The following is a 24,472-nucleotide window of genomic DNA, read 5'->3' as shown; positions in this document are numbered from 1 at the left end:
TTCCTTCAGGCAATCCCCGATTTTAGGGGGACAAAATGTACGGCCTCCAACGCGCTCTGCTGAAGCCCGTGGGGGGTCCTGTCGATCACGACGAGAACCTGCCGCCCGCCCGCCGCGGCCATGGGGGCGACGAGGCGCCCTCCCACGGCGAGTTGTTGGACCCATGCGTCGGGAATGGTTTCACCGCCCGCGGCGGCGATGATGGCGGCATAGGGCGCGCCCCTGGCGTAGCCGGCCATGCCGTCGCCCAGTATCAGGTGCGCATTGGTCAGCCGCCAGGGACGCAGATTGTCGCGGGCCTTCTCATGCAACGCGCGCAGCCGCTCGATGGTGTACACCTCCCGCGCCACCCGGGCGAGCACTGCGGCCTGGTAGCCGCAGCCGGTGCCGATCTCCAGCACGCGCCCCAGGCCGCCTGCGCGGGCCCCCTCGGCGCCCAGCAGCAGCTCGGTCATGCGGGCCACGATGCTGGGCTTGGAGATCGTCTGCCCGAGCCCGATGGGCAGGCTGGTGTCCTCGTAGGCCTGGTTGACGAGCGCGGTGTCCACGAAGCGATGCCGCTCCACCGCGCCCATGGCCTGGAGCACGGCGGGCGACATGATCCCGCCCGCGGCGAGACGCTGCACCATGCGCGCGCGCACGGCGGCCGAGTCCAGGCCCAGGCCGTGCGGCACCGGTCCGGCCGCCGGAGCACCGCCGGCCAGCGGCGCGCGCGCAGGCGCTGCGGAGCGCGGCGCGCCGGGCGCGGGCGGCATGTCGAGACGCGCGGGAAAACCGGGCCGCCGCTGCATCAGATCGCCCCGGCGGCCTCGGCCGATGGCTGGGCGAGGCGCCCCGCCGTGTCGGACCAGTACGCCAGTCCCTCGTGGTCGGTCAGGTCCACCTTCAGGGGCGTAAGCGCTACGTGGCCCAGCGCGGTGGCGTGAAAATCCGTGCCCTCGGAGTCGTCCTTGGCAGGGCCGGCGCCGCCGATCCAGTACATGCGCTCGCCGCGCGGGCTCTCCTGCTCGATCACCCGCTCGGCCGCATGGCGCCTGCCCAGGCGGCAGACCCTCACCGGGCGCAGCTGATCGAACGGGAGATTGGGAATGTTGACGTTCAGCAGCCAGGGCACTTCCCCCACGAGGTGCTGCGCATGCATCTGCTCGACCATCTCGCGGGCCTTGCGCGCGGCCGCTTCGATCTCGCCCCATCCCTTGTCCACCTGGGAGAAGGCGATGGCTGGCACGCCGAAGAGGTAGCCCTCCATGGCCGCGCCCACGGTACCGGAATAGATGGTGTCGTCGCCCATGTTGGCGCCGTTGTTGATGCCGGAGACGACCAGGTCGGGCCGGTAGCCCAGCAGCCCGGTGAGCGCGATGTGCACGCAGTCGGCGGGGGTGCCGTTCACGTAGCGGAAGCCGTTGGCCGCCTGGTGGACGTACAGGGGCGAATGCAGCGTGAGCGCATTGGACTTGGCGCTGTTGTTGTGCTCGGGAGCCACCACATCGACATCGACGCCGGGGATCTCGCGCAGTGCGGCATGGAGCGCCACGATGCCCGGCGCCTGGTAGCCGTCATCGTTGGAAAGAAGGATCTTCATGGGGTCGCTGAGGGCGGAATGCGCGAAGATTGTAGGCTCCGTCCCACGGCCGGCCGCCGGCAGGTGCCCGTCGCTCGAGGGACATCGGCTCCGCGCACCGGGCGCCTATGATGCCCGCGCAACCACCGAAGGAGACCCCGCATGCATGCATGGCTTTGCACCCAGCCCACGGGCGTGGACAACCTCGCCTGGACCGAGCTGCCGACGCCCGTCCCGAAGCGTGGCGAGGTGCTGATCGAGATCCGCGCCGCGGGCCTGAACTTCCCCGACCTGCTGATCGTGCAGAACAAGTACCAGATGAAGCCCGATCCGCCGTTCGTGCCGGGCTCGGAGTACGCCGGCGTGGTCCAGGCCGTGGGCGAAGGCGTGGAACAGCTGCGCGTGGGCCAGAACGTGGCCTGCCTGACGGGGACCGGCGGCTTCGCGACCCATGCCATCGCGCCCGCGGCGCTGTGCATGCCGCTGCCGGACGGCTTTCCGCACGTGGACGCCGCCGCCTTCATCATGATCTATGCCACCTCGCATCATGCCCTCGTGGACCGGGCGCAGTTGCGGGCCGGCGAGACGGTGCTGGTGCTCGGCGCGGCCGGAGGCGTGGGCACCGCGGCCATCCAGATCGCCAGGAAGATGGGCGCGCGCGTGATCGCGGCGGCTTCCTCGGACGAGAAATGCGCGCTGTGCCTTTCGACCGGCGCCGACGCCGTGATCAACTACAGCGCCGAAAACCTGCGCGAGGCGATCAAGGGCCTCACGGACGGCAAGGGCCCGGACGTGATCTACGACCCCGTGGGGGGCGACTTCACCGAGCCGGCCTTCCGCTCCATCGCCTGGCGCGGGCGCTATCTGGTGGTGGGTTTCGCCGCCGGCCCGATTCCCTCGCTGCCCCTGAACCTGGCGCTGCTCAAGGGCGCATCCATCGTCGGCGTGTTCTGGGGCGAGTTCTCCCGGCGCGAGCCGAAGGCGAACGCGGCCATGATGGCGGAACTGGCACGCTGGTACGGCGAAGGCGCGGTCAAGCCGGTGATCGACCGCACCATGCCCATGGCCCAGCTGCATGCAGCCTACGAGCGGATGGCGTCGCGGGCCGTGCAGGGCAAGCTGGTGCTGGTGAACTGAGCCGGGGGGATTGGCGGCCTTGCCGCATGCCACCCCGCGGAACCGGTGCGGCATGCAGCGAGGCCGCGCGGGCCGTGCTGTTCAACGCCTGCGCCGTCTGTCACACTCGGGGCTCCATCTCATCAGCCGTGCACGCCCGATGGCCGACCGCCCCCCTTCAGAGATCGCGCGAGAAACACTCAAACAGCTGGCGGCCCGCCGACTCGCCCCCACGCCGGACAACTACCAGGCGCTGTACGAGGAGATCGCCGGCGCGCGCACGGCCCCGGTCTTCCCCGATGCACCGCTGCGCCACATCCTGCGCGTGCTCCCCGGCCAGACGCCTGCCCAGAAGCGGCTGCTGGGCCAGTTCGAGGCGGCCATCGATCAGGCGGACTGGTCGCTGCTGCAGGGCGTGCTGGTGGGCTATGCGAACCTCGGTCTGCATGCCGGCGGCGCCACCCCCGTGGAGACGGCCCCGGCCCCGCTGACGGGCGCCCCGGCCGGCCCCGCTACGGTGCTGCCCGACGACATGGCGGAGCAGCTGGCCCGCCTGGTCGACAACACGCTGCCGGCGCTCGGGGAGGACGACGCGCGGGTGCATGAACTCGCGGCGCAGCTCACGCAGTTCCTGCGCCAGCCCGGGCCGCCGGTTTCCACGCTGGTGCTGATGCTCAACAACTTCAGCTACCGCCTCTCCTTCGCCACCGAGGACCAGGCCGCGATCCGCTCCGGCCTGCTAACCCTGCTGCACATGGTGTTCGAGAACATCTCGGTGCTGAGCCAGGACGACCAGTGGCTGCAGGGCCAGGCCGAGGCCCTCAAGGCAGCCTCCACGCCGCCGCTCACGCTGCGGCGGCTGGACGACGTGCAGCGCCGGCTCAAGGACGTCATCTTCAAGCAGAACGAGGCGCGCGAACGCTCCGTGCAGGCACAGCAGCAGATGAAGGAGCTGCTGGCCACGTTCATCGAGCGGCTCGCGCAGATCACCGCGTCCAGCAGCACCTACCACGAGAAGATGGAGCGCTGCGCCGAGCAGATCGGGCAGGCCACGAGCCTGGACCAGATCGCGCCGCTGCTCGAGGAAGTGATGGGCGCAACCCGCGCCATGGCACTCGACACGCGCCTGACGCGCGACGAATTGGAGGAACTGCGCGAGCGCTCCGAGGCCCGGCACGCCGAGATCGCCAAGCTGCAGGAGGAACTGGATCGGGCCAGCGCCCAGGCGCGGCACGATCCGCTGACCGGTTCGCTGAACCGCAAGGGCCTGGACGAGGCGCTGGACCGCGAGGTGGCCCGCGCGCTGCGCAACGACGCGCCGCTGTGCGTCGCCCTGCTGGACCTGGACAATTTCAAGGCCATCAACGACCGGCTGGGCCATACGGGCGGCGACGAGGCGCTCAAGCACCTGGCGGGCGTGACCCGCGAGGTGATGCGCCCGCAGGACCAGCTCGCCCGCTACGGAGGCGAGGAGTTCGTGATCATCCTGCCGGACACCGCCCTGGCCCAGGGCGTGGAGGCCATGGCCCGCCTGCAGCGCGAGCTGACCACGCGCTACTTCCTGAAGGACCAGGAGAAGGTGCTCATTACCTTCAGCGCCGGCGTGGCACAGCTCGCGCCGCAGGAGACGACGGTGGAAGCGATCCGGCGGGCGGACCAGGGCATGTACCTCGCCAAGCGCTCGGGCAAGAACCGTGTCATGGCGGCCTGACCCGCCCCTGCAGTCCGTCGACCGCCGAGCGCTGCTGCGGCTCGCTGCCGCGCTGGCGGCGGCCGGCCCCCTGCCCCGCTGGGCCTGGTCGTCCCCCGGCTGGGGAAACGACCCTTTCGGGCTCGGCGTGGCGACCGGCGACCCGGCTCCCGACGGCTTCGTGCTCTGGACCCGGCTGTTGTCGCCGGAGCCCGGTGGCACGTCCGGCCCGGCGACGGTGCGGTGGGAGCTGGCACACGACGACCGGTTCCGCCGCATCGTGCGCAAGGGCACGGCCATGGCCCTGCCGGAGCTGGCGCACAGCGTGCACGTGGAACTGCGCGGGCTGGAGCCGGGGCGCTGGTATTTCTACCGCTTCCTGTACGGCGACGCCTCGAGTCCCACCGGCCGCACGCGCACCGCGCCATCCCTCGCAGACCCGCAGCCGCATCTGCGCCTGGCGTTCGCCTCGTGCCAGCGCTGGGAGCACGGGCATTACGCCGCCTGGAACGACGTCTGCCGCCACGCGCCCGACCTCGTGCTGTTCCTGGGCGACTACATCTACGAATACGCGAGCCCCGCCGATCCATCGGGCCTGGCGCGCGTGCATGCATTGCGCCACGCGCGCACGCTGGCCGATTTCCGCGACCGCTACGCGCTGCACCGCAGCGACCCGGCCCTGCAGGCGGCCCACGCCGCGGCCCCCTGGGCCGTGACCTGGGACGACCACGAGGTGGAGAACGATTACGCCGGGCTGTCGGGGCGGGAGCCGGACGCCGCCACTTTCGCCGCCCTGCGGGCCGCGGCCTACCAGGCGTTCTACGAGCACATGCCGCTGCGCGCGGCGGTGCTCCAGGCCCGGGGCGGCTTCGGCGGCCTGCAGCTGTACCGGCGTCTCCCCTGGGGGCGGCTGGCGCGGCTGCACCTGCTCGACGCGCGCCAGTTCCGCAGCCGCCAGGCCTGCCGCCCGCCGGGCGCAGGCGGTGCGGGCGCGGTGCGGCCCGCCGCATGCGCCGAACTGGCGGACCCGGCGCGCAGCTTCCTCGGCATGGACCAGGAACGCTGGCTGGACGCGGGGCTGGCGGAGGATGCCGCGCCGGCCGGCGACGGAAGCACGCCGCGCTGGAGCGTGATCGCGCAGCAGACGCTGTTCTCGCCGCGCCGTACGCCTGCCGGACGACAGGGCACGGACAGCTGGGACGGCTATCCCCCGGCGCGCGAGCGGCTCCTTGCTTCCCTCGCGGAGCGGGCGCCGTGCAATGGCGTGTTCCTCGGCGGCGACATCCACCAGAACTACGTCTGCGAGGTGCGCGGCCCCGCGCCGCACGGCCCCATCCTGGCCAGCGAGTTCTGCGGCACGTCCATCAGCTCGCGGGCAGGCACCACGCAGGACCGGGTGGACGCCATCGCGCGGCTCAACCCCCACGTGCTGCTCGCGCGCAGCGATCTGCGCGGATGGGGCCTGGCCGACGTCACGCCGCAGCGCTGGACCACGGTGCTGCGCACGGTGGACGACCCGCTGCGGCCGGACAGCGCCTGCTCCACCCTGGCGCGCTTCGTGGTGGAAGACGGCCGCCCGGGCCCGGTGCGGGACTGACGTACCCGCTTGTAACAAAGCCGCCGCTGCCGGAGGCGGGCCGATAGGATGCCCGGCGTTACCCCGACGATTTCCCATCTGCACGACACGAAGGAGGCGTACCCGCATGCAATTCCCATCCACCCGCCGCACCGTTCTGACCCTGGCTGCCACCACGGCCCTGCTGGCCGCCTGCTCCACCGCCCCGCAGCTCGCCTACTCGGTGCCGGACCAGCCCGAAGGGTCGTCGGGGTACACGGAGAAGCCGGGATGGGCCACGCGCCAGTTCGCGGTCGCCGCGGCCAATCCACTGGCCACCGATGCGGGCTACCAGGTGCTCAAGGCAGGCGGGTCGGCCATCGACGCGGCCATCGCGGTGCAGATGGTGCTCACGCTGGTGGAGCCCCAGTCCAGCGGCATCGGCGGCGGGGCCTTCCTGCTGCACGCGGCGGGCAGCAAGGTGGAGGCCTATGACGGGCGCGAGACCGCCCCCGCCACCGCCAGCGAAAACCTGTTCCTCGGCCCGGACGGCAAGCCAATACCATTCTACGACGGCGTGGTGGGCGGCCGCTCGGTCGGCGTGCCCGGCGCCGTGCGCATGCTGGAGCTGGCTCACCGTGAGCATGGGGTGCTGCCATGGGCACAGCTGTTCGAGCCCGCCATCCGCCTGGCCGAGGGCGGCTTCAAGGTGAGCGCCCGGCTCAACAGCCTGCTCGCCAACGAGAAATACCTGGCTCAGGACCCGGCCGCGCGGGCCTACTTCTTCGACCCCGCGGGCAAGCCCTGGCCCGTGGGGCACGTGCTGCGCAATCCGGAGCTCGCGGCCGTGCTGCGGGCCATCGCGCAGAATGGCTCCAGGGCCCTGCTGGAGGGCGAGGTCGCCCAGGCCATCGTGGCCAAGGTGCAGGGCCACCCGACGAACCCCGGCCAGTTGAGCCTGGCGGACCTGGCGGGCTACCAGCCGAAGAAGCGCGAAGCCCTGTGTAGCGACTATTCCGTGGCGGCCCATGCCTATCGCATGTGCGGGTTTCCGCCGCCCGGCTCGGGGGCGATCGCCGTGGCGCAGATCCTCGGCATCCTGCAGCAGACGCCTGCGGCCGGCCTGCCGCTGCAGGCCGGCCCGAACGGTCCCCAGGACCTGCAGCCAGGCGCCGACTGGCTCTACTACTACAACGAGGCCGCGCGCCTGGCCTTCGCCGACCGCGGGCTCTACGTGGCCGACCCGGACTTCGTGCAGCCGCCGGCAGGCAACTGGTCGAGCCTGCTCGATCCTGCCTATCTGGCCCGGCGCGCGCGCCTCATCGGCCCGCAGAGCCTGAAGGTGGCCCAGCCCGGCACGCCGGGGGCCGTGAAGGCGGCCCTGGCGCCGATGCCCGACCAGATCGAGCACGGCACCAGCCACATCAGCGTCGTGGACGCCCGCGGCAATGCGGTGGCGATGACGACGACCATCGAGGACCAGTTCGGCTCCCGCCAGATGGTCAAGGGCTTCCTGCTGAACAACGAACTGACCGACTTCAGCTTCGCGCCCCGGGACGCAGCCGGCCGCCCCATCGCGAACCGCGTGGAGCCCGGCAAGCGCCCCCGCTCCTCCATGGCGCCAACCCTGGTCTTCGACAAGGCCAGCGGCGAGCTCGCGATGAGCGGCGGCAGCCCGGGCGGCGCCCTCATCGTCCACTACACCGCCAAGACGCTGCACGGCATCTTCCACTGGGGACTGACGCCGCAGCAGGCCATCAACCTGCCGAACTTCGGCAACCTCAACGGCCCCACGATGCTAGAGGAAAAGCGCTTCCTGCCCTCCACCGTGGAGCAGCTGCGCACGCGCGGCGCCGAGGTGCGCGAGATGAACATGACCAGCGGACTGCAGGCCATCACCCGCGCCAACGTGCACGGCCAGCCGATGTGGCTGGGCGGCGCCGACCCGCGCCGCGAGGGCATCGTGATGGGCGACTGACCGGCCACGGCCGAGCTAGCACATCGCGTGTGCAGTGCCAAGCCCCGCGCGGCAGGGCTGTGGTTTTGGCGGCGCGTGCCCACCTGGAAATCGCTTGCTCCCACGGAAGAGTCGCCCGGAGAATGCTGGGCGATGGCGACACGGCGGCTGCCTGCGCAACCGGCCTGCGCCACGCACCAATTTCCGCGAGGACGGGGAGAACACATGGGCAAGCGTTTCTGGGCAGCATTCGCCACCGTGCTGGCGTTCTGGGCAGCGCCCGCCACCAGCCAGACCGCCGCGCCGCTGCGGGCGTGGAACATCCATCCCGACGGCTACCCGGTCACCGAGGCGATGAAGAGCTTTGCCGCCCAGGTGCAGTCCGGCACCCAGGGACGCTACCGGATCCAGCTTTTTTCCGATGCCGTCCTGGGCGACCAGTCCAAGGCCGTGCAGATGCTCAAGGCCGGCGAGATCGACGCCGCGGAATTCAACATGGGCCCGCTCGCCGAAGCGGTGCCGGCGCTGCAGGCATTCAACCTGCCCTTCCTGTTCAGCAACGCCGCGCACATGTTCCGCTACCTGGACGGCCCGATGGGCGAGCGGCTGGCCGAGAAGCTCAAGGCGTCCGGCTATGTCGTGCTGGGCTGGTACAACGGCGGCGCCCGCTCGTTCTACTGCGCCGACAAGCCCATCGCCCGGCGCGAGGACCTGGCGGGGCTGCGCATCCGGGTGCAGCAGGTCGATTCGCACATCGAGATGGTGAAGCTGCTGGGCGCCACGCCGGTGGTCGTGCCCTACAAGGAAGTGCCGGACAGCTTCCGCACCGGCAAGATCGACTGCGCCGAAGGCAACATCGTCTCCTACGAATCCACTGGCCAGTACAAGCTCGCGAAATACATGCTGCTGGACCAGCACATGATCGCCCCCGAGGCGCTGGTGGTCTCCACCCAGCTGTGGAACCGCCTGAACGCGGAGGACCGCAAGGTGTTCCTCCAGGCCGGCAAGGACTCCGCGCTGCTGATGCGCAGCCTCTGGGAAAAGCGGGAACTCGCGGCCCGCACCGCGCTGGCCAAGGAAGGCGTGCAGTTCGCCCCCGTGCCCGACTTCTCGCCCTATGTGCGCCGCATGGCGCCGCTCTACAAGAAGTACACCGACAACCCCGAGGTGCGGGGCGACCTGCTGACCATCATCTCCAACCAGTGACCGGGTGCTCAGCCGAGCCCGAACCCCAGCGCCCTGCCCGCACCGCCGCGCGCTTTTGAGCCCCACAGCGCGCGCTGCGCCGCAGCCAGCGGCGCGGCGGTGCCACCGGCGGCGGCGGGCGACGCGTCAGCGGCATCGTTCAAGCCGGCGCCGAACCCGCCGCCCTGGGGCCATTGCACGGCCGGCAGCGCCTCCAGCGCGGGGCGCGCGAAGAGGTAGCCCTGGTAGAGGTGGACGCCCATGGCCCGCAGGGGGCGGAGTTCGTCCTCGGTTTCCACCCCCTCGGCGATCACCGCGATGCCCAGCGCCTCGCCCATGGCGACCACGCCTCGGGCGATGGCCTGGCGCACCGGGTCGGCGCCGATGCCGCGCACCAGCGCCATGTCGATCTTCAGCATGTCGGGCTGGAAGTCCGCCAGCAGGCCCAGGCCCGCATAGCCGGCGCCGAAATCGTCGATGGCCGTGCGCAGGCCCTGGCGCCGGTAGGCACGCAGGATGCGGTTGAGGTGCTCGCGGTCATGGGCATTCTCGTGCTCGGCCACTTCGAAGATGATGCGCTCGACCGGGAAGCCGCTGCGCCGCGCGGCTTCCAGGGTGACCCGGATGCAGGCTTCGGGCTGGTACACCGCGTTGGGCAGGAAGTTGATGCTCAGCCGGCAGTCGATTCCCAGCCGTGCCGCCAGTTCCACCGCACGCACCCGGCAGGCCTGGTCGAACGCATAGCGGTTGCCGTCGTTCACGCGGGCCAGGACCGATGCGGCCGAACTGCCGTCCGTGCCGCGCACCAGCGCCTCGTAGGCGAACACGCTGCCGCCGTGGCGCAGGTCCACGATGGGCTGGAAGGCCATGGTGAATTCGAAATCCAGTGCCGCGGCACCGTTTCGGCACGCGGAGCAGGCGGGAGTGGAGGGGGCGTGCGCGTGCATGGAAGTCAGGGGAGTGTTCCCGGAAGTTGTCCAGGGGAAGCTTAGTGCAGCGGCGCGCCCGTGCGGGCGCCGTGGCTGCAGCAAGCGGTGGCGTCCTACGCCGCCGCGCGTGGAGCGAGGCCCTGCGTGCGAGGCGCCTTCACGCTGGGAACCCCGCCCCAGACCAGGCCGGCGAACCTCTCATGCTATTCATTCAATAGCATCGGTCATACACCGGGCCGACCGCCGGCATTCCGGCGAAAATCCCCGCGTGTCCATCCCCCAGTCCTTCATCCAGGAATTGCTTTCGCGCGTCGATGTGGTCGATGTGGTCGGTCGCTACGTGCAGCTCAAGAAGGGCGGGGCCAACTTCATGGGGCTGTGTCCCTTCCACGGCGAGAAGTCGCCTTCGTTCAGCGTCAGCCCGTCCAAGCAGTTCTACCACTGCTTCGGCTGCGGCAAGAACGGCAACGCGATCAGCTTCCTGATGGAGCATGCGGGCATGGGCTTCGTGGAGGCCGTGCAGGACCTGGCCCAGCAGGTGGGGCTGCAGGTGCCGCAGGACGATGTCTCGCCGCAGGAGCGCGAGCGCGCGGCGGCGCAGCGCCAGAAACAGGCCACGCTCACCGACGTGCTGGAGAAGGCGGGGGAGGCCTACCGGCGCCACCTGCGCGACTCGCAGCGCGCCATCGCGTACTTCAAGGGGCGCGGCGTCTCGGGCGCGGTCGCCAAGCGCTACGGCCTGGGCTACGCGCCCGAGGGCTGGCGCTCGCTGGCCAGCGTGTTCCCCGAGTACGACAACCCGCTGCTGCACGAGAGCGGGCTGGTCATCGTGAACGAGGAAGACGGCAAGCGCTACGACCGCTTCCGCGACCGCGTGATGTTCCCGATCCGCAACGTGAAGGGCGAATGCATCGGCTTCGGGGGCCGGGTGCTGGGGGACGACAAGCCCAAGTACCTCAACTCGCCCGAGACCCCCGTCTTCCACAAGGGGCGCGAGCTCTACGGCCTGTTCGAGGCGCGCACCGCCATCCGCGAGCACGGCTACGCCCTCGTCACCGAGGGCTACATGGACGTGGTCGCGCTCGCGCAGCTCGGCTTCCCGAACGCCGTCGCCACGCTGGGCACGGCGTGCACGCCGGACCACGTCCACAAGCTCTTCCGCTTCACCGACACGGTAGTCTTCAGCTTCGACGGTGACGCGGCAGGCCGGCGCGCGGCGCGCAAGGCGCTCGACGGCGCCCTGCCCTATGCCACCGATACGCGCAGCGTGAAGTTCCTCTTCCTGCCCGCCGAGCACGACCCCGACAGCTTCGTGCGCGCCCACGGCACCGACGCGTTCGCGCGCCACGTGCAGGGCGCCATGCCGCTGAGCCGCTTTCTGGTGGAGGCCGCCGGCGAGGGCTGCGACCTGGGCCTGGCCGAAGGCCGCGCCCGCATGGCGGCCAATGCCCGGCCGCTGTGGACCGCCCTACCCGACGGCGCGCTCAAGCGCCAACTGCTGGGCGAACTGGCGGAACTGGCCCAGCTCGCGGCCAGCGACCTGTCGGAGCTGTGGGCCGCGCCGGCGCACCCGGCCGGCGGTGGGCGGCAGGCCGCTGCGGGCTCCGGCCCGTCCGGCGCACCGGCCCACGATGACGCTCCGCCCTGGGGCGGCCCTTCCGACGGCGGCGGCTGGGCGCCCCAGAGAGAAGACGGCTACGGCCACGCCCCGGCGCCCTCCCTGGGCCCCAGGCAGCCCTGGCGCAAGGGAAGCGGCGGAGGCGACTGGAAGAAGGGCCGCTGGCGCGATCGCGACGAGCGACCGCCCCAGCCGCGCCTGCCGTCCACGCCCGCCGCGGGACGCGACGACCACGCGGCGCGGCTGCTGCTCTCGCACATGGAATTCCTGGAAGACCTCTCGCACGAGGACCACGCCACGCTCTGCGCCCAGCCCGCGCCCCACGGCCCCCTGTTCACCTGGCTGGAGGCCCAGTGGCACGAGCACGGCCCGCAGGCCTGGGCGGTGCTGCGCGAGAGCCTGCGCGGCCATGACGCGGAGGCGCTGGCCGTGCGGGTGATGACCGGCTCGCACGCCCAGACCGAGGGTGATGCGGCCGAGCTGCGGGCCGAGCTGCGCGATCTGCTCGACCGCATGCTGATGGAAGACATCAAGCGCCAGGAGAAGGAACTCATCCTGCAGGCGGCGACCGATCCGGCCGCGCTGGAGAAGTACCGCGCGCTGCAGCAGCGGCGGCAGGCGCTGCTGGGCATCGCGCCCGCGAACTTGAAAAAACCGGGCGGGCTATAATATAGGGTTCATCGGCAAGAGCGACAGCAGCACCTCCGGGCCGGGCAACCGTGACACGCACGCACCACCGCCCCCACACCGCAAGGACTGCACACCAAATGATCGCCCACACATCTTGCCCACGGGGGCCCGCCCCTCGAACCGCGGAGGCACCACCTTCGCCATGCCACCCGCGCCGGTAACCGAGGCGCTTGCGTTTCCTTTGTGTGTCCGTTTTTGAATCTGAGGTCGTCCATGCCCGCTCAAAAGTCCGCGAAGTCGCCCAAGTCCGCCCCCGATACCGCCGCGAAGGCCGCCTCCTCCTCGAAAACCGCGACCCAGGCCGCTCCTGCCGCAAAGAAAGCTCCATCCGTGCCCGTGAACAAGTCCGCCGACAAGCCCGAAGCCTCCGAAGAAACCACCGCCAGGAAGGCGAGCCGCGCGAAGGCCGCGGCCCCTGCGGCGGCCGATGACGACGAAACGCCCAAGAAGCGCCCCGGCCGCCCGGCCAAGGCCGCCACCGCAACCGCCGCCGGCAAGGCCCCCGCCAAGCGCGGCCGCAAGCCCAAGGCCGCCGAGGACGGCGCCGTGGGCGACGACGCCGACCTGTCGGACATCGAATCCGAGCTCGAGGGCGAAGTCGAGGCCGAACCGGCCGAGGCAGCGGCGGCGCCCGCCGCCGAGAAGGTCAAGCCCCTGCGCATGAAGATCAGCAAGGCGAAGGAACGCGCCTTGATGAAGGAATTCGGCCTGGACGACACCGTCCTGTCCGAGGAAGACCTGGCCAAGCGCCGCTCGCGCCTGAAGGCCCTGATCACGCTCGGCAAGACGCGCGGCTACCTCACGCAGGTCGAGATCTCCGACCACCTGCCCGACAAGCTCGTCGATGCCGAGACCATGGAAGTCGTGGTCACCATGCTCAACGACATGGGCGTGGCCGTGTACGAGCAGACGCCCGATGCCGAGACGCTGTTCCAGAACAACGTCACGCCCACGGCCACCACCGTCGAGGAAGCCGAGGAAGAAGCCGAGGCCGCGCTCTCCACCGTGGACAGCGAATTCGGCCGCACCACCGACCCGGTCCGCATGTACATGCGCGAGATGGGCACGGTGGAACTGCTCACCCGCGAGGGCGAGATCGAGATCGCCAAGCGCATCGAAGGCGGCCTGCAGGCCATGATGGAAGCCATCAGCGCATCGCCCGCCACCATCGCCGAGATCCTGGCGATGGGCGAGGAGATCCGCGAGGGCAAGGTCGTCATCTCCACCATCGTGGACGGCTTCTCCAACCCCAACGAGGCCGACGACTACGTGGCCGAGGAAGACTTCGACGAGTTCGATGAAGAGGACGACGACGACGGCAAGGGCGGCTCCAAGGCCCTGACCAAGAAGCTGGAAGAGCTCAAGAACGAAGCGCTGCGCCGGTTCGACAACCTGCGCGGGCTCTTCGAGAAGATGCACAAGATCTACGACAAGGAAGGCTATGGCACGCCGGCCTACATGAAGTCCCAGCACGCCATCTCGGCCGAGCTGATGACCATCCGCTTCACGGCCAAGACCATCGAGAAGCTGTGCGACATGGTCCGTGCCCAGGTGGACGACGTGCGCAAGAAGGAGCGCGAGCTGCGCCGCATCATCGTGGACAAGTGCGGCATGCCGCAGGAAACCTTCATCAAGGACTTCCCGCCCAATCTGCTGAACCTGCAGTGGGTCGAGAAGCAGGCCACCGCCGGCAAGCCCTGGAGCGCCGTGCTCGCGCGCAACATCCCGCCGGTGCAGGAGCTGCAGCAGCGCCTGATGGACCTGCAGTCCCGCGTGGTGGTGCCGCTGTCCGAGCTCAAGGACATCAACAAGCGCATGAACGAGGGCGAGTCGGCCTCGCGCGACGCGAAGAAGGAAATGATCGAGGCCAACCTGCGCCTCGTGATCTCCATTGCCAAGAAGTACACCAACCGCGGCCTGCAGTTCCTGGACCTGATCCAGGAAGGCAACATCGGCCTGATGAAGGCGGTGGACAAGTTCGAATACCGCCGCGGCTACAAGTTCTCCACCTATGCCACGTGGTGGATCCGCCAGGCCATCACGCGCTCGATCGCCGACCAGGCGCGGACCATCCGCATCCCGGTGCACATGATCGAGACGATCAACAAGATGAACCGCATCTCGCGCCAGCATCTGCAGGAGTTCGGCTTCGAGCCGGACGCCTCGATCCTGGCCGCGAAGATGGAGATCCCGGAAGACAAGATCCGCAAGATCATGAAGATCGCCAAGGAGCCGATCTCCATGGAAACGCCGATCGGCGACGACGACGACAGCCACCTGGGCGACTTCATCGAGGACGGTGCCAACACCGCCCCGATCGACGCCGCCATGCAGGCCGGCCTGCGCGACGTGGTCAAGGACATCCTGGACGGCCTCACGCCGCGCGAAGCCAAGGTGCTGCGCATGCGCTTCGGCATCGAGATGTCCACCGACCACACGCTGGAAGAAGTCGGCAAGCAGTTCGACGTGACGCGCGAGCGCATCCGCCAGATCGAAGCCAAGGCCCTGCGCAAGCTCAAGCACCCGAGCCGCAGCGACAAGCTGCGCAGCTTCATCGACTCGCTCTGAGCCGCGCCGCCGCCCTGTCCGGCGGCCCTCCCCCTCAAGCCCCGTGCCCACCCGCCGGGGCTTTTTTCATGGGCCGACCCTGCCTACAGCAGAGTTACACCTCTTGCGGGAAAATACCATTGACGTTCATCAACAAGGAATTCCAATGACTGCAAAACTCGATCCGGCGCGGCCCGGGCGTTCGCGCTGGGCCGGCAGGGTCGTGGGTGCCCTGGCCGTGCTGTTCGGCCTCGCCTTCCTCGCGGGCGGCATCACCCTGGCCACCCTGGGCGGCAGCCTGTACTTCGCGCCGGCCGGCCTGGCGATGCTGGTGGCCGGCATCCTGCTGTGGCGCGGGCGCACGGCCGGCGCCTGGCTCTATGCCGTGACGCTGATCGCCAGCGTGGCATGGGCCCTCGCCGATGCGGGCTGGTCGTTCTGGCCGCTTTTCTCGCGCCTCTTCGCCCTGGGCGTGCTCGGCCTGCTGGTGGCGCTGGCCTATCCCGGCTTGGCCGCACCGCGCGGCCGCGGAGCCTATGGCTTGGCAGCCGTGCTGGCCGTGGCGCTGGCGGCGGCTTTCGGCGGCATGTTCGTGCCGCATCCCACCGTGGCCGCCAGCGGCAGCGGCCCGGGCCTGACGCCTGTCGATCCGGCCCAGGCGCAGACAAACTGGCAGCATTACGGCAACGCCAGCGGCGGCAGCCGCTTCGCCGCTCTGGACCAGATCAACCGCGGCAACGTGGGCCAGCTCGAGGTGGCGTGGACGTACCGCACGGGCGACATCGCCGTGAGCAACGGCAACGGCGCGGAAGACCAGACCACGCCGCTGCAGATCGGCGAACGCCTGTACCTCTGCACCCCGCACAACAACCTGATCGCGCTGGAGGCCGACACCGGCCGCGAGATCTGGAAGCGGGAGATCAGCGCGCAATCGTCCGTGTGGCAGCGCTGCCGGGGCCTGGCCTACTTCGACGCGGCCGCGCCGCTGCCGGCCGTGACCGCCGCGGGCGCCACGCCCGTGCAGCCGGTGGCCCTGCCGGCCGGCGCCAACTGCCAGCGCCGCATCCTCACCAACACCATCGACGCCCGCCTGATCGCAGTCGATGCCGACACAGGTGCTTTCTGCCAGGGTTTCGGCACCAATGGCCAGGTGGACCTGAAGGCCGGCCTGGGCGCCTCGCCCGATCCGTTCTACCAGCTCACCTCCCCGCCGCTGATGGCAGGCACCACCGTGGTGGTGGGCGGCCGCGTGGCCGACAACGTGCAGGCCGACATGCCCGGTGGCGTGATCCGCGGCTTCGACGTGGTGACCGGCCAGATGCGCTGGGCGTTCGATCCGGGCAACCCCGAGGACAAGAAGGCGCCCGCCGAAGGCAAGACCTACGTGCGCAGCACACCCAACTCGTGGGCGCCGATGTCGTACGACGCGGCGATGAACACCGTCTTCCTGCCCATGGGCAGCCCCTCGACCGACCTGTACGGCGCCGAGCGCACGGCGCTGAACCACAAGTACGGCGCCTCCGTGCTCGCGGTGGATGCCACCACGGGTGCCGAGAAATGGGTGTACCAGACCGTGCACAACGACCTCTGGGACTTCGACCTGCCGATGCAGCCGAGCTTCATCGACTTCCCCCTGGACGGCGGCCGCACCGTGCCGGCGCTGGCCATCGGCACCAAGGCGGGCCAGATCTACGTGCTGGACCGCGCCACCGGCAAACCGCTGACCGACGTGCAGGAACAGCCCGTGAAGAAGGCCGACATCCCGAACGAGCCGTATTCGGCCACGCAGCCGCGCTCGGTGGGCATGCCGCAGATCGGCGCGCAGACCCTGACCGAATCCGACATGTGGGGCGCCACGCCCTTCGACCAGATGCTGTGCCGCATCGCCTTCAAGAAGATGCGCTACGAGGGTCTCTACACCGCGCCGGGCACGGATGTGTCGCTGAGTTTTCCCGGGTCGCTGGGGGGCATGAACTGGGGCGGCCTGTCGGTGGATCCGGTCCACGGCTTCCTGTTCGCCAACGACATGCGCCTGGGCCTGTGGGTGCAGATGATTCCCTCGGCCAACCGCGGTGCCGCTTCCGGGGGCGGCGAGGCCGTGAACACCGGCATGGGCGCCGTGCCGCTCAAGGGCACGCCCTACGCGGTGAACAAGAACCGCTTCCTGTCCGTGGCCGGCATTCCCTGCCAGGCACCGCCGTACGGCACGCTGACGGCCATCGACCTGAAGACGCGCCAGATCGCCTGGCAGGTGCCCGTGGGCACGGTGCAGGACACCGGCCCGATGGGCATCAAGATGCGCATGCCCATCCCCATCGGCATGCCCACCCTGGGCGGCACGCTGGCCACGCAGGGCGGCCTCGTCTTCATCGCCGGCACGCAGGACTACTACCTGCGCGCCTTCGACAGCAGCAACGGCCAGGAGGCCTGGAAGGCGCGCCTACCCGTAGGCAGCCAGGGCGGCCCGATGACCTACCAGTCGGCGAAGACCGGCAAGCAGTACGTGGTCATCACCGCGGGCGGCGCGCGCCAGTCGCCCGACCGGGGGGACTACGTGATCGCCTACGCGCTGCCTGCGCAACGCTGATCCGGCGCTGGGCTCGGCGCGCCCCACCCGGCCCCGCTGCCGCACTCCGAACGAAGCCTGCCTGTCGTGCGCGACGGCGGGCTTTTTAGCATGAGCGCGATGGTGCTGACAGCCACCGCCAGATTGGCCGCGAGCTCGAACTTCTTGATGAGGCTATTGCGGCAGGGGATCGCCCGCATCACCATGACGACGATCGCCAGCGAACCGAAAGCGACGATGAACGGCATCAGGTGCATGCCCGGCGTGATCCGCACCACGGGCGCCCTCGACATGATGTCTTGAACCATGGGCACCAGGGCATGGCGGGTCATCAGCAACGCCCCTGCCACGAGCCCGAGATACAGAGGAATGCCCCACCGAATCAGCTTCCGGATGTGATGGACGTCGTGCATGGGTGGCCGGTTACCGGGAGACAGTTCCAGTGGTCAGGGAGTTGCGCGCGACGTGGACACCCGCGGTTGCCCGTTCACCCATTCCAGGCTCTTGCCTTTGACGCAAAACGCAGGATCTTTCACCCAGTCCGTGAACCAGAGGGTCGGGTTGCCTTGCAGTTCGTAGCACGCCGTGTAGCCGAGGCTCGGCATGTAAACACGCTGGATGAACGAGGTCACAGGGATCAGCACCATCACCAAGCCACTGGCGAGCACGGCGATGGTGAAAGCGCGCTCGAACTTCGCCATCGCGGCTTCACTGCACAGCGCGACGCGCATGGCGCCGAGCACAATGGCCATGGTGCAGACGACGGCAACGAACGGTGCCAGCTGGGCAGCGGGCGCAATCCGGACGACCGGAGCCCTTGCCGCGATACCCTGGAACACGGGCACGACTCCATGCAAGGTGGCCCACACGCAGCTCGCCGAGATACCGATAAAGAGCGGCGTGCTCCAAAGCATGGTTTTACGCAGCGCGGGAATGTCATGCATTTCAGGTTTGGTGGGTTGATGGCAGGGCACCCGGAGCACATCCAGGAAACCAGGCCAGCCCGTCCCTGGCTCCGCTACCCGGTTCAGGGAGCCCCATGCGGCGCAGGCGCCCTCGCCTGCCCGTTGACCCAATCCAGGCTCTTGCCCTTCACGCACCATGCCGGATCGCGAACCCAGTCCGTGAACCACAGCGTGGGCTGGCCCTGCAGGACATGGCATTGGGTATAGCCGATGCTCGGCATCTGCGATCGTGCCAACGCAGCGGTGACCGGAATCAACAGCATCGCCACTACACCCGCCAGCACTGTGGCGATGAACGCACGCTCGAAAGGCTTGATGATGCGGTCGCTACAGGGAATCGCGCGCATGGAAGCGACGACGACGCCGAGGAGACAAAACGCAGCGACAAATGGCGCTACCAGCACGGCTGGTCCGATGCGAACTACTGGGGCGCGTTCGGCAACCCCCTCTATCGTCGGAACCATGATGTAGGCGACCATCAGGATCGAACCTATGGCCACTCCCAGGTACAGCGGGATACCCCAGATCAGAGTTTTTCGAATTCCGGCAACGTCACGCATGGAGGGCAGATCGGGGTGATCGAGTCCTATACCTGTTCTGGCACACCAAGCGCCATTTGACCGTTCACAGAGGCGCGAGCGACATGGACCGCTGCGCCTGCTCGTTCAACCAATCCGGGCTCTTGCCCTTCACGCACCATGCCGGATCGCGAACCCAGTCCGTGAACCACAGCGTGGGCTGGCCCTGCAGGACGTGACACTGGGTGTAGCCGATGCTGGGCATGTAGTAGCGCTGGGCGATGGAGACCACGGGGACCAGCAGGAGCGCAATGGCGCTGGCTGCGACCGCCAAATTGGCCGCAAGCTCGAACTTCTTGATGAGGCTGGGGCGGCAAGGGATCGCCCGCATCACCATGACGACGATTGCCAGTGAGCCGAAAGCGACAACGCACAGCATGAGGTGCATCCCCGGCGTGATCCGCACTACACGCGCCTTCGACAGGATGTCGTGAACCATAGGCACCAAGGCATTGCGGATCATCAGCAACGCGCATGCCACGAGCCCGAGATACAGCGGAATGCCCCACCGAATAAGCTTTCGGATTTGATGAATGTCGTGCATGGATGACTTGGCGATGTGATCAGTTCGGTGAGGCGCGTGATAGAGCACGCAGCTTATTCGGCAGAGCCACTCCCTCATGCCACGCTCGATGGAGCGGCTCAGCTCTTCTTTTCTTTGCTCCATCGCGGATCGAAGATCGTCCAACCACGCTTGGGATTGTGTGTCGATGTAGTACAAGCCTTGCGAAGCCTGCTCCGGGACCATCTTGAGGCCTGCAACCAACTTGCCCTTCACGCCGAATTGGTTGTCCAAGTAATTGATCCCGATACCGGCAACGACTGCGACCACCGCCATGACTACCAGGGGCGCCACTGCGATTGTCGTGACGCCGCTGAAAGCAGCGGCCGCAGAGTAGGCCACCAACGCCCCCAACCCACCCTTCACCGCTTCCACCCCGATCCCACCCACGAGGTCATACATCGTCTTCTCGTTGTTGAACATGAAGTCCATCAACTCGATGCCGCTGGAGACGACCACGCCCAGCATGAACCCGCCCTTGGCGATGCCCTGCAGGCTCTTCATGCCCAGTCCCAGCTGGATCATTTTCGGGTGCGTGGCGAGGTAGCGCGTGCCCTGCAGCGCGGAACTGCGGCGGGCCGAGTAGCCCTTGATGATGATGTAGGTGCCGGTCGCGGTGGTCTTCACATAGCTGGTGATGCCCGACATGCCGATCGCATTCAACGTGCGGGTGATGGCGATCGCATCGTTGGCGCCATGTGCCGCCGGCCCCACCCACGGCTCGCTGGCGTTGGGGCTGAAGGTGCACTGCCAGTACTGGCCGAATGTTGAACTGGCGAGGATCTTGCGCAGGCTGAATTCCAGCGCCGGGTTGTTCCGGGCCTTGTCCTGCAGGATGCCCATGTACTGGCCCTGGGTGAGCACCAGCACATCCACCCGGTTCTGCTCCATGGACTGCGCCACGGACTGGGCATAGCCCATATTGAAAAACGTCGCTGCGAGCTCCGCGCTCATGGTTCCTCTCCTGCTGTCGCGTTTTCGATGGGGGCGAATGCTAGGTTTGCCCAATCGGCTCGCTTGCAACAATGCGTTAACCCAACGACGTTTCCAGGAAGCGTTCCGCCTGGAAGAACGATCAGTACAGCAGCCCCTTTTCGCCTTGACAAGGGCATCGGGTGACGAATATCGACTGCGAATGAACGGCCATGACACATCCGCCCTCCCTATCGTGCAAACCCCTGGAGGCAGCAGCCCCAGCCGCACGTACCATGCTCGACAGAGAAGATAGAGAGAGAGAACCGCATGACTGCATCCCCATCGGCAGCCCCTGCCGGAGTCCTGCCTGTATCGCCACCCGATCCGGCAGCCCCGCCCCTGCGCATCGCCGTGATGGGCGCCGGCGCCGTCGGCTGCTACTTCGGCGCCCTGCTGGCGCGCGCCGGCCATGCGGTCACGCTCGTCGGCCGGCCCGCGCATGTCGAGGCCATCCGCGCGAACGGCCTGCGCCTGCAGACCGCCACGCTCGACGAACAGGTGCCCATGGCGGCCGACATCGATCCCGCCGCGGTGCGGGGCGCGGACGTGGTGATGTTCTGCGTGAAATCCACCGACACCGAACACGCGGCACGCCAGATCCGGCCGCACCTCGCCCCCGGCGCGCTGGTGCTCACGCTGCAGAACGGCGTGGACAACGACGAGCGCGTGCGCGGCGTGCTGGGCGGTGATGACGCCCATCCCGTCGCCGCCGCCGTGGTCTATGTGGCCACCGAAATGGCCGGCTCCGGCCACGTGCGCCACCACGGGCGCGGCGAACTGGTGATCGCGCCCTCGCCCCGCAGCGCCACGGTGGCGCAGCAGTTCAGCGCCGCCGGCATCGCCACGGAGATTTCAGACAACGTGCGCGGCGCGCTCTGGGCCAAGCTGGTGCTCAACTGCGCGTACAACGCGATCTCCGCGATTGCGCAGCAGCCCTACGGCCGGCTGGTGCAGACGCCCGGCGTGGCGGACGTGATCGCCGACGTGGTGGCCGAATGCCTGGCCGTGGCCGAAGCGGACGGCATCCAGATTCCGGGCGACGTGGGTGCGGCGGTGAACCGCATCGCGGCCTCCATGCCGGGGCAGATGTCGTCCACCGCGCAGGACCTGGCGCGAGGCAAGCCGAGCGAGATCGATCACCTCAATGGGTATGTGGTGGCGCGGGGGAAGGCGGTGGGGGTGGGGACGCCGGTGAACCGGGCGTTGTGGGTGTTGGTGAAGGTGGTGGAGGGGAAGAGGGATTGAAGAGCATGTGGGAAGCCACGTTGAACTGGTGCTTCAGGCTGAAAGCCGTCATTCGACAGTGATGGCCGAATCGACAAAGTCCGCCTGGGAGCAGTCGATAAGATCGCTATCAGGTCGCTCATCAATTCTCACAACGGAAGGGGGCTTCGACAGGAAATTAGTGTAGATCCGTATCAGGCCGTTGGCTTGCATATCATCCTGTCTACAGATCTCGGTGGCGTTCTTTCACCGCAGGCTCATCAATACCATTATTCCACTAACACGTGAGGGAGAAAAAATGGCTCATTTACTTAATGTCAAAGAAGAAATACGCGCAAACGTCGCACGCAATTCATTAGCGTCGGAAGTCTGCAACGCACTCGACGGTCTTTTCACGATCGAGTTTTTCAAGACGCATGCCGCAAACGGAAAGAACCACGTAGTGCTGCACTGCAAGCCGACTAGGACTATTTCCGATTCCCTTTTATTGGATCGCGAGGTGCTCGGTTTGGCAATCAATGTCAAGGAACTTCAGGTTCGTACGCTGCACGCCGCACGAGATCTAATTGCAGAAAGTGCAGGACGTCTCGATCCTGCGTTCATGATCATCGTCCACGCAGACGCATCGGGAGACGAAAAGCTCCGTAACTGGGGACGCGAGCTGGGATACAAGATCATTCCTATTTTTCGCCCATCCGCAGGAGCAATTCCACCAACGGAATCACTTCGCCGGAACCTCGCTCGTGATCTTTTTGCTTACGACCCGTTTTCGTTAACTGGTCCGGTACTCTCCGATACGGACTTCTTTGGCCGCAGAAATACAGCTATTGAGACGCTACGACAGCTTCAGAGCGGTCGAATCATCTCAATCTTTGGAGTTCGAAAACTTGGAAAAACCTCCCTGATAAATCGAATTGTTGCAGCGGCGCGTGAAAGTGGCGATCTAAGGATCGCCATGATTGACTGCTCTGTTGATGGCTTCAATAAGCTGTCTGCAGGAGATGCACTTAAAGCCATCGCAAAAGTGGCAAAAATGGCCTCCACGCGCGGCTACGCACACATCACAGAGGCCCTAAAGCGCAGCGATAAGGAATTGGTTCCGGTTTTCGACGACCTATGGTCTACGAAAGACCCTAAGCCGTTAGCATTGATCTTTGACGAGATTGACTATATTACTCCGGCATCGCCCACACGACCCATTTGGCGACAGGAATTCAACCAATTCTGGCGGGAATTTAGGGTAGCCTATCAAGAAGCACAGCGCATGGGATTTCCTCTTTCAGTACTGGTATCCGGAGTATCGTCTCAAGCTTTTAGAGTGGAAAGTTTCGACGGAATTGAGAATTCAGTTCTCCACTTCGTACCTGAGGGCTATCTCGCGCCGTTCGCCCGCCACGCTTCAAAACAGATGATTAAGGATCTGTGCAAAAGATGCGGATTGATTTTATCGGATCAGAATCAAGATATCATGGCCGAGACTTGCGCCGATTTCCCCTATTGGATTCGACTTGCAGGGTCGTACTTGCATCATGCTGTAGATATCCAGGGGCGCCCTCGCACACTTGAGACCGAGCTAGTGGCAAGCCTGCTCAAGGACTTTGTAGACGCGGAAGGCGTCGATGTAGCCAAGGTAGCTCTTGAGGATTTGCGACGAAAGACTGCGGAACCAATCGAATTGTTGGAGCGGGCCGCAGCAACTACGCATCTCCCGCTCATTGAAGGAAAACTTCTTCTTAGATATGGCCTTGCTACCCAAAAGCCCGTTGGCGTGTCAGTCACAAGTGCCATGATCAAGGCCGGGCTTTCAGCCCTTGGAGATGTTGCCCCTCAAGCACAACGGTCACTCGAACTTGAGGATGCCAGCACCACGCTAGCGCTGGCGCCTCAAGAGTGGGCAGAGGAACTCTCTGTTATTAATAGAAGGCGAAACTTAATGGAACGCAAGCTTCGGGAGTTCATTTATTTCTCGCTGAAGTTTGCGGCCAAGGCTGGAGAAAACTGGGTAGACGCGGTTCTCAGGGCTCTTCCCGAGAAGCAGCGAATCGAACTAGCGTCTTTATCCGGGGACGCACTGTTAAACAAGTTGTATTGGCGCGAACTTGGTGTGGTAATACTGAAACATTGGGCGCACTTTGAGAAGGTTCTTGGCGACAAGCGCCGCTTTGAATCGGCAATGGACCTTCTCAATGATCGCCCTGATGCGCACGCAAAGGCCGTAGACGCTGCAGACATCGCCTTGCATCGCCGAGAACTCCAATGGCTTGAAGAAAGACTGGCGTAGCTGCAAGTCGGCGGCGCCGCACGCCACACCAGACGGTCTGCAAACGGTCGATGATATGGCCGGATTCTGACCGCGGCGGTCCCATGAGGCGAACATTGCCAATCACTGTTATCGCTGAGCCAGCCTGCCTATGTGAAGGGTCCGACTTAGGGAAGGTCTGCAAAACCCCTTTCCTATGCCCTGCGGCGGGGATGAATCGGGGGCGACTTCTAGCGATGTGCGAGATCAGACTGATTTCTCGCGCGAAATGCCCATTCAGCAGGCAGATTGGGTCCGTGCAGCGGCTCTTGGGCGCATTCCAGGCGCACTCATGCCTGCAGCGCCAGCAACTGCCGGCGTGCCATCCACACATTGCCCAACGCAAACATCACCTGCAGCCGCGCCGTGTTCTTGACCAGGCCCCGGTAGCGCACCTTGGCGTGACCGAACTGCTGCTTGATCACCCGGAACGGGTGCTCCACCCTGGCCCGGAT

Annotated in this window: 18 protein-coding genes; 10 read left to right on the top strand and 8 right to left on the bottom strand. The window is 67.1% G+C overall.

Annotation, left to right across the window (positions count from 1 at the left end; translation table 11 throughout):
• Window positions 1-5: 5 nt before the first annotated feature.
• On the bottom strand, window positions 6-791 hold the full coding sequence (locus BLR05_RS22400; RefSeq protein ID WP_092839169.1) for a protein-L-isoaspartate(D-aspartate) O-methyltransferase: 786 nt from the start codon (window positions 789-791) through the stop codon (window positions 6-8).
• Window positions 791-1,582 carry a 5'/3'-nucleotidase SurE gene (surE, locus tag BLR05_RS22395; protein WP_092839166.1) on the bottom strand — a complete coding sequence of 264 codons (792 nt, stop codon included), beginning with the start codon at window positions 1,580-1,582 and terminating at the stop codon, window positions 791-793. The genes BLR05_RS22400 and surE overlap by 1 nt, the downstream gene beginning before the upstream one ends.
• Window positions 1,583-1,723: 141 nt before the next feature.
• On the opposite strand from surE, the gene BLR05_RS22390 reads away from it, so the two are divergent.
• From BLR05_RS22390 to BLR05_RS22370, 5 genes are all read left to right on the top strand, one after another.
• On the top strand, window positions 1,724-2,698 hold the full coding sequence (locus tag BLR05_RS22390) for an NADPH:quinone oxidoreductase family protein (RefSeq protein WP_092839163.1): 975 nt from the start codon (window positions 1,724-1,726) through the stop codon (window positions 2,696-2,698).
• 139 nt (window positions 2,699-2,837) lie between these two features.
• A complete protein-coding gene (locus BLR05_RS22385) occupies window positions 2,838-4,388 on the top strand; it encodes a GGDEF domain-containing protein (protein WP_092839160.1) in 1,551 nt (516 codons plus the stop codon).
• Window positions 4,372-5,964 (top strand): alkaline phosphatase D family protein, encoded by a 1,593-nt coding sequence (locus tag BLR05_RS22380; RefSeq protein ID WP_092839157.1) that lies wholly within the window; start codon window positions 4,372-4,374, stop codon window positions 5,962-5,964. Before BLR05_RS22385 ends, BLR05_RS22380 begins: the two co-directional genes overlap by 17 nt.
• A 106-nt stretch (window positions 5,965-6,070) precedes the next feature.
• The gene (locus BLR05_RS22375) at window positions 6,071-7,900 is read left to right on the top strand and encodes a gamma-glutamyltransferase family protein (RefSeq protein WP_092839155.1); all 1,830 of its coding nucleotides are present in this window, start codon (window positions 6,071-6,073) and stop codon (window positions 7,898-7,900) included.
• Between the two features lie 204 nt (window positions 7,901-8,104).
• Window positions 8,105-9,085, top strand: coding sequence for a TRAP transporter substrate-binding protein (locus BLR05_RS22370; RefSeq protein WP_092839152.1), 981 nt, complete (start codon window positions 8,105-8,107; stop codon window positions 9,083-9,085).
• An 8-nt stretch (window positions 9,086-9,093) separates the two neighbouring features.
• Here the strand turns inward: BLR05_RS22370 and BLR05_RS22365 are convergent, their stop codons facing one another.
• Window positions 9,094-10,011, bottom strand: coding sequence for an EAL domain-containing protein (locus tag BLR05_RS22365; RefSeq protein ID WP_092839149.1), 918 nt, complete (start codon window positions 10,009-10,011; stop codon window positions 9,094-9,096).
• A gap of 250 nt (window positions 10,012-10,261) precedes the next feature.
• Between BLR05_RS22365 and dnaG the strand changes: the two genes are divergently transcribed.
• From dnaG to BLR05_RS22350, 3 genes are all read left to right on the top strand, one after another.
• Entirely contained in the window at window positions 10,262-12,280 is a 2,019-nt protein-coding gene (gene dnaG, locus BLR05_RS22360) for a DNA primase (protein WP_092839146.1), read from the top strand.
• A gap of 234 nt (window positions 12,281-12,514) precedes the next feature.
• Window positions 12,515-14,869, top strand: a complete 2,355-nt coding sequence (gene rpoD / locus BLR05_RS22355; RefSeq protein ID WP_092839143.1) for an RNA polymerase sigma factor RpoD — start codon at window positions 12,515-12,517, stop codon at window positions 14,867-14,869.
• A gap of 145 nt (window positions 14,870-15,014) precedes the next feature.
• Complete coding sequence (locus BLR05_RS22350) at window positions 15,015-17,435, top strand: glucose/quinate/shikimate family membrane-bound PQQ-dependent dehydrogenase (RefSeq protein WP_092839140.1); 2,421 nt, start codon at window positions 15,015-15,017, stop codon at window positions 17,433-17,435.
• Here the strand turns inward: BLR05_RS22350 and BLR05_RS22345 are convergent.
• The 4 genes from BLR05_RS22345 to BLR05_RS27790 all read right to left on the bottom strand — a co-directional run bounded on the left by BLR05_RS22345 (window position 17,411) and on the right by BLR05_RS27790 (window position 20,473).
• Window positions 17,411-17,827: a hypothetical protein gene (locus BLR05_RS22345; protein ID WP_225979183.1), complete on the bottom strand. Its 417-nt coding sequence runs from the start codon at window positions 17,825-17,827 to the stop codon at window positions 17,411-17,413. The genes BLR05_RS22350 and BLR05_RS22345 overlap by 25 nt on opposite strands.
• A 33-nt stretch (window positions 17,828-17,860) precedes the next feature.
• A complete protein-coding gene (locus tag BLR05_RS22340) occupies window positions 17,861-18,358 on the bottom strand; it encodes a DUF1240 domain-containing protein (RefSeq protein ID WP_167361327.1) in 498 nt (165 codons plus the stop codon).
• Between the two features lie 83 nt (window positions 18,359-18,441).
• Window positions 18,442-18,939 carry a DUF1240 domain-containing protein gene (locus BLR05_RS22335; RefSeq protein ID WP_092839134.1) on the bottom strand — a complete coding sequence of 166 codons (498 nt, stop codon included), beginning with the start codon at window positions 18,937-18,939 and terminating at the stop codon, window positions 18,442-18,444.
• A gap of 64 nt (window positions 18,940-19,003) precedes the next feature.
• Window positions 19,004-20,473 carry a hypothetical protein gene (locus BLR05_RS27790; protein WP_434802844.1) on the bottom strand — a complete coding sequence of 490 codons (1,470 nt, stop codon included), beginning with the start codon at window positions 20,471-20,473 and terminating at the stop codon, window positions 19,004-19,006.
• A gap of 288 nt (window positions 20,474-20,761) precedes the next feature.
• Between BLR05_RS27790 and BLR05_RS22320 the strand changes: the two genes are divergently transcribed.
• Window positions 20,762-21,739, top strand: a complete 978-nt coding sequence (locus BLR05_RS22320; protein WP_192883883.1) for a ketopantoate reductase family protein — start codon at window positions 20,762-20,764, stop codon at window positions 21,737-21,739.
• Between the two features lie 277 nt (window positions 21,740-22,016).
• Complete coding sequence (locus BLR05_RS26150; protein WP_143015984.1) at window positions 22,017-23,999, top strand: P-loop NTPase family protein; 1,983 nt, start codon at window positions 22,017-22,019, stop codon at window positions 23,997-23,999.
• 308 nt (window positions 24,000-24,307) lie between these two features.
• On the opposite strand, the gene BLR05_RS22310 is transcribed toward BLR05_RS26150, so the two are convergent.
• Window positions 24,308-24,472, bottom strand: a 165-nt coding sequence (locus tag BLR05_RS22310; RefSeq protein ID WP_143015983.1) for a transposase, incomplete at its 5' end; no start/stop codon positions are given.

This window comes from Paracidovorax cattleyae (assembly GCF_900104515.1).
GTDB lineage: Bacteria > Pseudomonadota > Gammaproteobacteria > Burkholderiales > Burkholderiaceae_C > Paracidovorax > Paracidovorax cattleyae.
The sequence above is the reverse complement of the archived record's forward strand: the minus strand, read 5'-3'. Positions and strand labels throughout refer to the sequence as shown.

Coding starts and splice junctions, on each gene's coding strand:
- BLR05_RS22400 (WP_092839169.1), bottom strand. CDS start 791: ATGCAGCGGCGGCCCGGTTTTCCCGCGCGTCTCGACATGCCGCCCGCG.
- surE (WP_092839166.1), bottom strand. CDS start 1,582: ATGAAGATCCTTCTTTCCAACGATGACGGCTACCAGGCGCCGGGCATC.
- BLR05_RS22390 (WP_092839163.1), top strand. CDS start 1,724: ATGCATGCATGGCTTTGCACCCAGCCCACGGGCGTGGACAACCTCGCC.
- BLR05_RS22385 (WP_092839160.1), top strand. CDS start 2,838: ATGGCCGACCGCCCCCCTTCAGAGATCGCGCGAGAAACACTCAAACAG.
- BLR05_RS22375 (WP_092839155.1), top strand. CDS start 6,071: ATGCAATTCCCATCCACCCGCCGCACCGTTCTGACCCTGGCTGCCACC.
- BLR05_RS22370 (WP_092839152.1), top strand. CDS start 8,105: ATGGGCAAGCGTTTCTGGGCAGCATTCGCCACCGTGCTGGCGTTCTGG.
- BLR05_RS22365 (WP_092839149.1), bottom strand. CDS start 10,011: ATGCACGCGCACGCCCCCTCCACTCCCGCCTGCTCCGCGTGCCGAAAC.
- rpoD (WP_092839143.1), top strand. CDS start 12,515: ATGCCCGCTCAAAAGTCCGCGAAGTCGCCCAAGTCCGCCCCCGATACC.
- BLR05_RS22350 (WP_092839140.1), top strand. CDS start 15,015: ATGACTGCAAAACTCGATCCGGCGCGGCCCGGGCGTTCGCGCTGGGCC.
- BLR05_RS22345 (WP_225979183.1), bottom strand. CDS start 17,827: ATGCACGACGTCCATCACATCCGGAAGCTGATTCGGTGGGGCATTCCT.
- BLR05_RS22340 (WP_167361327.1), bottom strand. CDS start 18,358: ATGCATGACATTCCCGCGCTGCGTAAAACCATGCTTTGGAGCACGCCG.
- BLR05_RS22335 (WP_092839134.1), bottom strand. CDS start 18,939: ATGCGTGACGTTGCCGGAATTCGAAAAACTCTGATCTGGGGTATCCCG.
- BLR05_RS27790 (WP_434802844.1), bottom strand. CDS start 20,473: ATGAGCGCGGAGCTCGCAGCGACGTTTTTCAATATGGGCTATGCCCAG.
- BLR05_RS22320 (WP_192883883.1), top strand. CDS start 20,762: ATGACTGCATCCCCATCGGCAGCCCCTGCCGGAGTCCTGCCTGTATCG.
- BLR05_RS26150 (WP_143015984.1), top strand. CDS start 22,017: ATGGCTCATTTACTTAATGTCAAAGAAGAAATACGCGCAAACGTCGCA.